We start from the raw sequence: 688 nt of genomic DNA, 5'->3' as shown, positions 1-688 counted from the left end.
TGAACTGACCCCCGAAAGTTGGACACAACCTTCGGGGGTTTTGCATGTCCAAATACAGCGAGAGTTTCAAGCGCTCGGTTGTCGATAGCTATTTAGGCGGGGATGAGAGCTGCGCGAGTGCGGCGTCGATGCATGGCGTTGATGCGGCCACTGTTCGCAAGTGGGTTGCGTTGTACCAGGCGCATGGCGATGCCGGGCTATCTGGTAAGTACGGTCGTTACGACGCGGCGTTCAGGCTGTCGGTGCTTGAGCGAATGTGGGAGGAAGGTCTGTCGTATCGGCAGACGGCTGCATTGTTCAATATCCGCAATGCCAGTTGCCTGACGGGCTGGGAGAAGCGCTATCATGCGGGCGGGATAGAGGCGCTCGGCCCACGTCCCAGAGGACGACCCATGTCAAAGCCGCCGTCCCCCGCAGTGCCTGTTGCAGCCAGTGACGAGGCCAAAAGCCGCGAAGAACTGCTGGCTGAGCTGAAGCATCTGCGGATGGAGAACGACTACCTAAAAAAACTAGAGGCCTTAACGCAGGGACATGCGCTCAAAAAGCGCAAGCCGTCCAGGCGTTAAGGCCGTTGCATTCGCTTGAGGGGCTGCTCGAGCTGGCGAAGCTTGCGCGCAGCACGTTCTATTACAGACAGAAAGCAGCGAAGCGCTCGGACCGCCATGCGGCGCTGAAGGCGGCGATCAAG

General features: G+C 59.2%; 1 protein-coding gene. It reads left to right on the top strand.

Going from position 1 to position 688, the window contains the following annotated elements; all coding sequences use genetic code 11:
- Window positions 1–44: 44 nt before the first annotated feature.
- A complete protein-coding gene (locus NKJ04_RS33620; RefSeq protein ID WP_023812947.1) occupies window positions 45–566 on the top strand; it encodes an IS3 family transposase in 522 nt (173 codons plus the stop codon).
- The last annotated feature ends 122 nt before the right edge of the window (window positions 567–688 follow it).

This window comes from Mesorhizobium sp. M0618 (assembly GCF_040320765.1).
In the GTDB taxonomy this organism is placed as follows: domain Bacteria; phylum Pseudomonadota; class Alphaproteobacteria; order Rhizobiales; family Rhizobiaceae; genus Mesorhizobium.
Note: the sequence above shows the minus strand (reverse complement) of the source record. Positions and strands in the feature narration are given on the sequence as shown.

Bases quoted from the DNA above. Each gene is read 5' to 3' on its own strand.
- NKJ04_RS33620 (WP_023812947.1), top strand. From the start codon at position 45: ATGTCCAAATACAGCGAGAGTTTCAAGCGCTCGGTTGTCGATAGCTAT.